Origin of the sequence: Sulfuricaulis sp. (assembly GCF_049587675.1) — a bacterium.
GTDB lineage: Bacteria > Pseudomonadota > Gammaproteobacteria > Acidiferrobacterales > Sulfurifustaceae > Sulfuricaulis.
The window spans coordinates 1-8,442 of the sequence record NZ_JBAVEJ010000076.1 but is presented as its reverse complement, the minus strand read 5'-3'; the positions used below and the strand labels follow the sequence as shown (position 1 = coordinate 8,442).

Here is an 8,442-nt window from a genome sequence, read left to right as displayed (position 1 = left end):
GATCGAGGCTCAAGAACGGCGATCTGATCGAGGTTGCCGGTACGCGCTTGCAGTTCTATCTGAAGTAATTCAGTCCAACAGCTCCAACGCCTCCGTCAAACGCCGCACCGGCAGCAAGTCGATGCCGGCATCGCCCTTTTTCGGCATGTTGGCGGCCGGTACCAGCGCGCGCTTGAAACCGAGCTTGGCGGCTTCGCGGATGCGTTCCTGTCCGCGTTGCACCGGGCGCACCTCGCCCGCCAAACCCACTTCGCCGAAGGCGACCAAGTCTTTCCCCAGCGGCCGGTTGCGCAGGCTGGACATCGTCGCCGCCAGGATTGCCAGGTCCGCCGCGGTTTCCATCACCCGCACGCCGCCGACGACATTCACGAATACATCCTGATCGTAAGTCGCGATACCGGCGTGGCGGTGCAGCACTGCGAGCAGCATCGCCAGGCGGTTGGTGTCGAGCCCCACGCACACACGCCGTGGATTGGCCAAATGACTCTGGTCCACCAGCGCCTGGACTTCCACCAGCAACGGACGCGTGCCCTCCTGGGTGGCCAGCACGATGCTGCCCGGCACCGCATCGCCCTGCCGGCTGAGAAACATCGAGGACGGATTGCCCACCTCGCGCAGCCCGGTCTCGGTCATGGCGAACACGCCGATCTCGTTGACCGCGCCAAAGCGGTTCTTGATCGCACGGATGATGCGGAACGCGCTGCCGGTATCGCCCTCGAAATACAGCACCGTGTCCACCATGTGTTCGAGTACGCGCGGTCCGGCTATCGTGCCCTCCTTGGTGACATGACCGACGAGGAATAGCGCGGTACCGGTCTGCTTGGCAAAGCGCACGAGCTGGGCGGCCGATTCGCGCACTTGGGCGACACTGCCCGGGGCCGACTGGAGAATTTCGGTGTACATCGTCTGGATGGAATCCACGACGATGACCTGCGGACGCTCGTCCTGCGCGCAAGCGATGATCTTTTCTACCTGATTCTCCGTGAGCAGCCGCAGGCGATCGCCCTTGAGCCCGAGACGCCGTGCGCGCAACGCGATCTGGTCCGACGATTCCTCGCCGCTGACGTATAGTACCTGGGCAGCATCGCCGATCGTGGCCAGTGCCTGGATCAGCAAGGTGGATTTGCCGATGCCCGGGTCGCCGCCGATCAGCACCACCGATCCGACGACGAGTCCACCGCCCAATACGCGATCGAGTTCGCTGACGCCGGTCGGGATGCGCGCGATTTTTTCCGCCGCGACCTCGGCCAGATAGCGCGCCGGCACCGGCTCGCCGTACTGGCGTCCGGCACGCGCGTGGGTGGCGGGAGTCACCGCGGTTTCGTAGAGAGAATTCCAGGCGCTGCAAGACGGACACTGGCCGACCCATTTGGGCGTGCTCGCGCCGCACTCATTACAGGTGAAAACTGATTTTGTCTTGGCCTTTTGCATAAGTCGAATAAACAGGATTATTGATCCGGCGCGAATGTTATTGAAACCAAGGCCGTTTGTGCAAATGGATCTTTTTGGGTCTTCGTGGTGCCGGATCAATAATCAAAACTCTTAAGATTGCCTGTTATTGCGGCGGCATGGCGTCTTGCGTTCATGGCCGGGTCCTGTTCCATTGGGGAATCGGCACTTCAAATGGATTGATGCCGTCGCAATAACAGGATTTCGCGGGATTGACATGATCTTTGAAAATTCTATTCAAGCTTTAATCTTTTATTCATTGATCGCCACCCGCGGGATGCGATCGGTCACGTGGCACATGAGTTCGTAGGCGATGGTGCCGGCATTCTTCGCCACTTCCTCGATCGGCAGTCCCTGGCCCCACAGCACCACCGGGTCGCCGACTTTCGCCTGTGGCTGCGTGCTCAGGTCGAGCGTGATCATGTCCATGGAAACCCGGCCGATCAGCGGTACACGCTTGCCATTCACCAGTACCGGGGTGCCGGAGGTGGCATGACGCGGATAGCCGTCTCCATAGCCGATCGCGGCCACGCCCACCGGCATGCCTTCCGGGCAGCGCCAGTCACCGCCATACCCGATCGCGTCGCCCTTGCATCGCGGGTGCACGGCAATCAGCGCCGTCTGCAGTGTCATGACCGGCTTAAGGTCCAGTTGGGCGGCGCTCATCTGCATCAGCGACGAAGCGCCGTAAAGCATGATGCCGGGACGCACCCAGTCGAAATGGCTCTGAGGCCAGGCGAGAATGCCGGAAGAGTTGGCAAGGCTCGATTCAAGATCGAGGCCAGCGGTGCAGGCGAGGAAGCAATCGAGCTGGGAGTTGGTATCGGGATCGGATGGAATATCCGCGCGCGCGAAATGCGACATGAGACGGACTTGCGCCACCGCGCTGCAGTCGCGCAGCCGTTCCAGGGCATCCAGCACGAACGCGGGCGCAAAACCGAGGCGGTGCATGCCGGTGTCGATCTTGAGCCAGACGGAAAGTTTCAACGACGGCGACGTGTGCTCCAGCGCCTTGAGCTGACCCTCTTCGTGTATCGCCGGATCGAGCTTGTGCTTGGCCAGCAATGGCAGCTCGTCGGCGGAGAAAAAACCTTCGAGCAGACAGATGGGAAGAGCGATGCCCGCGTCGCGCAGCTGTATGCCCTCTTCCATGCTGGAGACACCGAAGGCATCTACATTGTCACTCAAGGTGCGCGCCACCCAGGCCAAGCCGTGCCCGTAACCATCGGCCTTGACCACCGCCATGATACGGGCGTGCGGCGCGCGCAAACGCACCTGTTGCAAGTTATGCCGCAGCGCCCCGGCGTCCACCTGCGCGCGCGCCGGTCTGCTCATTCAGAAAGACCCGTCGTAGCCGGCCGTGGTGTAATTTTCAAAGCGGGTGTATTCCCCAAGAAAGGTCAGGCGAACTTCGCCGATCGGGCCATTACGCTGCTTGGCGATGATGATATCGGCGGTGCCCTTGACCGGACTGTCCTTGTTGTAGACCTCATCGCGGTAGATGAAAAGAATGACGTCGGCGTCCTGCTCGATGGCGCCGGATTCGCGCAAGTCGGACATGACCGGTCGTTTGTCGGTGCGGCTTTCCACGCTGCGATTCAGCTGCGACATGGCGATCACGGGAACATCCAGTTCCTTGGCCAGGCCCTTCAGCGCGCGGGTGATATTGGAGATTTCCGTGGCCCGGTTCTCCTCCGTCCGCTCGGTGGACTGCATGAGCTGGAGGTAGTCGATGATGATGAGACCCAGACCGTGCTCACGTTTCAGCCGCCGGGCGCGGGCTCGAAGCTCCATCGGTGTAAGACCCGGGCTGTCGTCAATGAAGATCGGCGCTTCGTTAAGCAGGCTGACCGCCGAGGTCAGGCGCGGCCAATCGTCGTCATCCAGCTTGCCGGTACGCACGCGGTGCGCGTTGATGCGCCCCAACGAGGCCATCATGCGCAGCGCCAGCTGCGTTCCCGGCATTTCCATGCTGAATACCGCCACGGGTATTTTATGCCCCACGGACGCATTCTCGGCAATGTTCATCGCCAGCGAGGTGTTGTGCACGCAAACGTCATTGGCGATGAAGTTGTGCGTCTCCGGAATCGTGAGGTCATAAACCTGTTTCGCCCCCGCCGGCACAATGGAGACGATGCGGTCCCAGTAGACATCGCTGTCGGCCAGCGCCAGCAGCTCGCGGTTGCCGAGAGTCATGGCAAACCTGGCCAGTCTGGCGCGGGAAAGCCCGCGACGCCCGACGTGAATATTGGAATCCGACACGCCAGCCTTCCGTGCCAGTTCGGACCAGGGCAGGTCGCCTTTAGCCCGCGCGATCAGGTCCCAGACCTCGACCGGGATGAGATCGGTATTCGTCTGCCGACGGCGCCCGGCGACCGCTTCAACGGCCGCGGCTAGTGCCTTTTCCTTGCCGTGGATGCCGATCTCGCGCCCGAAGGTCAGAATCGAATCGGCGTGAGTGATGTCCAGTTGCCAGACGGGACGACGCGCCTCGCGGTATTTCACCCAGCGCTGGCGTAGGGACGAAATCACGCCGAAACGCAGCAACAGGTGCTGAACCTGCCGTGCCAGCCGCTCATTGATCGTGGCATACCCGAGCTGTGCCTGACCCGATTTCAGGACGGTCGCCCAGCCGTCGGTGGCAAACAGCCGATTGAGAAACAGCGTCTGCTGCTCGCGCTCCAGCCGGAACACGACAGGGGGAACCGATTTCTGCGAGGCGCCGTGCCTCATCAGGTCGTGCGTCTCCAGCCAGCGCGCCAACGGATTGACGCCGTTCTTGCGCGCCGCCGACAGACCGTTGGGCGCGAGCTCCGCCGGTTGCACGCAAAGGACCTCACAAAGCCGGGAGAACGAGTGCTCGTCCGGGACGGATTTCCCCTGGCGCCAGTACGTAAGCGTGGCGGGCGCCACGCCCACCGCCGCGGCAACCGCACGTGCCGACAGCTGGCCAGCGTCGAGTTCGCGATCAAGGTGCATGGAAAATTCCGCGCGGCGTGTGGCAATCAGCGAGCGATCGCTCACCACGCTCCACGACGGCGCGAAGCCGCTACGTCGTTCGGCGATTGTCAGGCTCAGGCCCCCGAAGGCATGCACCGCGTCCTTGAAATCGGCAACGATCCTGGTATTGCTATTTGTGAACCGGGCGGTGTTGCCGGTCAGCCCGCCGTCACCGATGAGGTAAGCGAGTAGTTTGACTTCGCACTCCCGGAGCCGCTCATGGCCGAATACCGGGAGGCACCGCGGCACCGCGATCGCATCGCCGACCTTAAGGCCATGCAGTGGGCGCCAGCCCGGCAGGGTAAGGAAGGGGTGCGTGAGCGTGGTTTCGATGCGGCGACCGGAGCGTGTGGTGACCTCGAATACGGGTTTGACGCCATCGTCCACGTAGTCGCTGGGCGTCGCGCGCGCCAGCCGCAGGTTCTTCGCCAGCGTTCCCACGCGCTGCCGGCGGCGGTTCCGGAATATTTCCTCGATGGTAACCACGCTGCCGTCATCCATCACCAGTTCGGAATCGTGGACGAGGCATTTACCCATGCTCGGACGCCCGGCAATGATAATGAGGTCCGAGCCCTGCAGACCGGAGGTCATTTCGTCGAGGTCGGAAAAGCCCGTCGCCACGCCGGTAATCGACGATTTCGAGCGAAACAGTTCGTCGATGCGGTCGACGGCCTTGCTGAGCAAGGTGTTCAGCGGGTGGAATTCACCACGCCGGTGGCCCTTTTCGCTGATATCGAAAATGCGTTTTTCGGCGAGATCGAGCAATTCGTTGGCCGAGCGGCCCTCGGGCGTGTAGATCGCGGTACTGATGTCCGACGCGGCGCGCGCCAGTTCGCGCATGACCGAACATTCGCGCACGATGGCGGCATAAGCGACGATGTTGGCGGCGCCGGGGGTGTTGTTGGCGAGCGAACCCAGATAAGCGAGACCGCCCGCGGTGGCGATCTCGCCGCTGCGTTCGAGCCACTCCGAAACGGTGACCACGTCCGCCGGGCTGCTTTCCTCGCACAGCGCGGAGACGGCTTGAAAGATGAGGCGGTGTTCGCGACGGTAGAAATCGTCGGCGGTGATGATGTCAGCGATGCGGTCCCAGCCCTGGTTGTCGAGCAACAGGCCGCCGAGCACGGACTGCTCAGCCTCAACGGATTGCGGCGGGACCTTGAGCGATTCGGCCGCCGACTCCATCCCTCGCCTGGAAATGGCTCGTTCCTCCACCGATCCCCCCTGTGATGCTGGGCTGCCGTTTCTTCCCGTCGACAGCGATTATTGCGAGCGTGGCCGGCCTTCGTTCAAGAACAACCGTGCCGGGTCAACAGTCAGCATTATATATCGCAACCCGCCCATTTTAACAAATGAGGGGTTCATCCGATAATTCAGTGTTATTTTTCGCCGACAACCGAAACGATGACTTTGAAGTTGACCTCGGGGTGCAACGACACGGAAATTTCGTGATCGCCGATTTCCTTGAGCGGACCGCGATCGAGATGAACTTCCGACCGCTCCAGCTCGAAGCCGGCCTGCTCCATGGCTTCGCAGATGTCGCGAATGCCGACGGAACCGAAGAGTTTTCCTTCCTCGCTGACCTTGCGCAGGATCTGCAAGGTGACGCCGGTCATCCTCGCGGCGCGTGCCTGCGCTTTTCCGAGCGCATCGGCCTGGGCCAATTCAAGCTTGGCGCGTTGCGCCTCGAACTTGGCGCGGTTCGCTTCGTTGGCGGTGACCGCCTTGCCGTAGGGAATAAGATAGTTGCGCGCGAAACCGGATTTCACCTTGACCTGTTCGCCAAGGTTCCCCAGGTTGCGCACTTTTTCAAGCAGAATGACTTCCATCGTTCAAACCTCGAGATGTGCGTTTAATGACTGTCGCAATAGGGCATCAGCGCCAGATAGCGCGCGAACTTGATGGCGCGCGTCAGTTGCCGCTGGTAATGGGTCTTGGTGCCGGTGTTGCGGCACGGGATGATGCGGCCCGTTTCCGTGATGTAACCGCTGAGCACGGCCAGATCCTTGTAGTCGATCTCTTCCACCTTCTCGACGGTGAAGCGGCAGAATTTTTTACGTCGGAAAAAACGTGACATGGTCGTGCTCCTTAAATCTGGTCAGGCGAGGCGGATTCCGCCGCATCGATTTCACCGCCTTCAATTTCCGGGGCGGACTGTGCGGGCGCGGCCGATTTTTCTTCAGCCTCCTTCACCAGCGGCGAAGGGGTGGTCACGGCGTGCTTGCGCTTGATGACGAGCGAGCGCAGCACCGCGTCGTTGAAGCGGAACGCGGACTCCAGTTCGCGCAGGGTCTCAAGCTCGCACTCGATGTTCATGAGCACATAGTGCGCCTTGTGCACTTTATTCAGGGGGTAGGCAAGCTGGCGGCGGCCCCAGTCTTCGAGGCGATGGATTGAGCCCTTGGCGGACTCGATCATCGTGCGATAGCGCTCGATCATCGCGGGCACTTGCTCGCTCTGGTCCGGGTGGACCAGGAACACGACTTCATAATGACGCATGCAACACTCCTTATGGATAAACATCAGCCTTCCGCTGCCGTTTTATTGTTGTAATCGGCCGGTAAGGCAAGGTGAAAGAGCGCGGCATTCTATTACAAACAAGGGGTTAAGCCAAGCCTAAACGAGGCGCTGCCTGACCGTCCCGAATGGGCAGCCCTACCCCCGAAATATCCGGGATTTCAGCAAGAAAATTATAGTTATCTCACGATGCTAAATTGGTATGGTGAGGGCGGCGGGGTCTTTCTCTAAGATTTTCGGGTGTTGTTATTTAAAAAAGCTACTAAGTACAAGGGGTGTTTCTGCACTCTGCCAACTTATACACCTCAGTGGTGTTTTCACACCTATAATTTCGGGTGTCTACTATTAGTTAGGCGCAAATGAAAAAGAAACAGAAATTGCTAGACAGGCGACTCCTTGGGATATGTCGCTCTGACAAAGCAAAAACAACCAAATTTTGGGCATTTAAAAAACGTCTAACTGTTACGAAGCGAAAACACATATTTGATCTTTTTGGCAAGCTTCAGTTTCGGTTTACAAAAGGAAAAATCTATTCGGAATACGAAGACATCAAACACGTCGTTCCATACTCTGTAATCGCTATAGATGAGAACTCGGTGGTAATAATGTGGCACGAGAAAAAAGGAGATTCACTACAGCATATACATTTTGAAGATGACTCGTTTTACATTATTAGTGGTTACAACGTCGAATTCTTTAAAAGGGAGCGCCTAACACAGCGCTCCACCGGACGCGCAAAAACGGCGCGCCGGTGAGCTAAGCGTTAGGTGCCAATAAAAAGCAGTGTGCAAAATGAAACGAATTAGAACTTGTATTTTATCCATATCTATTAATGTCAGCAGCCAAATAAAACTTCAAGGTAATGGTGGATTAAGTTATCCCTTTGTGGTTGACGGATACGAAGTAGCATTATATGAATGAAGTATTTGTATTAAACAATACAAAAGGACGATATTATGGTTTCAAGTATTCAAAAAGAAAAAGCCGAACTGTTCTTGAAATATCATCATGATAAAGAAATTCTGGTTCTGTTAAACTCGTGGGACATCGGAAGTTCTAAATTAATAGAAGCATGTGGCTATAAAGCAATCGCAACAACAAGTATGGGAATAGCTGCCTCTTTAGGTTATCCTGACTGCCAGGTAATACAATTGTCAGAAATGATTGAAGTAATAACCGGGATCGTAAATGCAGTGCAAGTTCCGGTAACTGTGGATATTGAAGCCGGATATGGAAATAATTTAAATGAAATAATCGATTCGGTTAAAAAGATAATTACAACAGGGATTGTTGGAATAAACATTGAAGACAGTATAGATTTAAATCCAGTGTTAATCGACGAGATGGAATTTTGTGAAAGAATATCAGCTATTCATGCATTATCAGATTCACTAGGCTTTCATTTGGTAATTAATGCAAGAACGGATTCATTTTACACGTCATCGGGTTCGACACGGGAAAAATTATCTGAATCAA

Annotated in this window: 8 protein-coding genes; 2 read left to right on the top strand and 6 right to left on the bottom strand. The window is 57.6% G+C overall.

All coding sequences use genetic code 11. The annotated features are described in order from the left end of the window. Nucleotides 1–69: 69 nt before the first annotated feature. From radA to rpsF, 6 genes are all read right to left on the bottom strand, one after another. Nucleotides 70–1,431, bottom strand: a complete 1,362-nt coding sequence (gene radA / locus WB402_RS04005) for a DNA repair protein RadA (protein ID WP_424205625.1) — start codon at nucleotides 1,429–1,431, stop codon at nucleotides 70–72. A gap of 270 nt (nucleotides 1,432–1,701) precedes the next feature. Beyond that, complete coding sequence (alr, locus tag WB402_RS04000) at nucleotides 1,702–2,784, bottom strand: alanine racemase (protein WP_424205624.1); 1,083 nt, start codon at nucleotides 2,782–2,784, stop codon at nucleotides 1,702–1,704. After that, the gene (gene dnaB, locus WB402_RS03995) at nucleotides 2,785–5,634 is read right to left on the bottom strand and encodes a replicative DNA helicase (protein ID WP_424205622.1); all 2,850 of its coding nucleotides are present in this window, start codon (nucleotides 5,632–5,634) and stop codon (nucleotides 2,785–2,787) included. It lies immediately after the preceding gene. A gap of 194 nt (nucleotides 5,635–5,828) precedes the next feature. Continuing rightward, entirely contained in the window at nucleotides 5,829–6,278 is a 450-nt protein-coding gene (rplI, locus tag WB402_RS03990) for a 50S ribosomal protein L9 (protein ID WP_424205621.1), read from the bottom strand. 23 nt (nucleotides 6,279–6,301) lie between these two features. After that, entirely contained in the window at nucleotides 6,302–6,526 is a 225-nt protein-coding gene (gene rpsR / locus WB402_RS03985) for a 30S ribosomal protein S18 (RefSeq protein ID WP_372522188.1), read from the bottom strand. A gap of 11 nt (nucleotides 6,527–6,537) precedes the next feature. Next, a complete protein-coding gene (gene rpsF / locus WB402_RS03980; RefSeq protein ID WP_424205620.1) occupies nucleotides 6,538–6,948 on the bottom strand; it encodes a 30S ribosomal protein S6 in 411 nt (136 codons plus the stop codon). Between the two features lie 377 nt (nucleotides 6,949–7,325). Between rpsF and WB402_RS03975 the strand changes: the two genes are divergently transcribed. Continuing rightward, nucleotides 7,326–7,721: a hypothetical protein gene (locus tag WB402_RS03975; RefSeq protein ID WP_424205619.1), complete on the top strand. Its 396-nt coding sequence runs from the start codon at nucleotides 7,326–7,328 to the stop codon at nucleotides 7,719–7,721. Between the two features lie 201 nt (nucleotides 7,722–7,922). Then, nucleotides 7,923–8,442, top strand: a 520-nt coding sequence (locus WB402_RS03970) for an isocitrate lyase/PEP mutase family protein (RefSeq protein ID WP_424205618.1), incomplete at its 3' end; no start/stop codon positions are given.

Bases quoted from the DNA above. Each gene is read 5' to 3' on its own strand.
- radA (WP_424205625.1), bottom strand. From the start codon at position 1,431: ATGCAAAAGGCCAAGACAAAATCAGTTTTCACCTGTAATGAGTGCGGC.
- alr (WP_424205624.1), bottom strand. From the start codon at position 2,784: ATGAGCAGACCGGCGCGCGCGCAGGTGGACGCCGGGGCGCTGCGGCAT.
- dnaB (WP_424205622.1), bottom strand. From the start codon at position 5,634: ATGGAGTCGGCGGCCGAATCGCTCAAGGTCCCGCCGCAATCCGTTGAG.
- rplI (WP_424205621.1), bottom strand. From the start codon at position 6,278: ATGGAAGTCATTCTGCTTGAAAAAGTGCGCAACCTGGGGAACCTTGGC.
- rpsR (WP_372522188.1), bottom strand. From the start codon at position 6,526: ATGTCACGTTTTTTCCGACGTAAAAAATTCTGCCGCTTCACCGTCGAG.
- rpsF (WP_424205620.1), bottom strand. From the start codon at position 6,948: ATGCGTCATTATGAAGTCGTGTTCCTGGTCCACCCGGACCAGAGCGAG.
- WB402_RS03975 (WP_424205619.1), top strand. From the start codon at position 7,326: ATGAAAAAGAAACAGAAATTGCTAGACAGGCGACTCCTTGGGATATGT.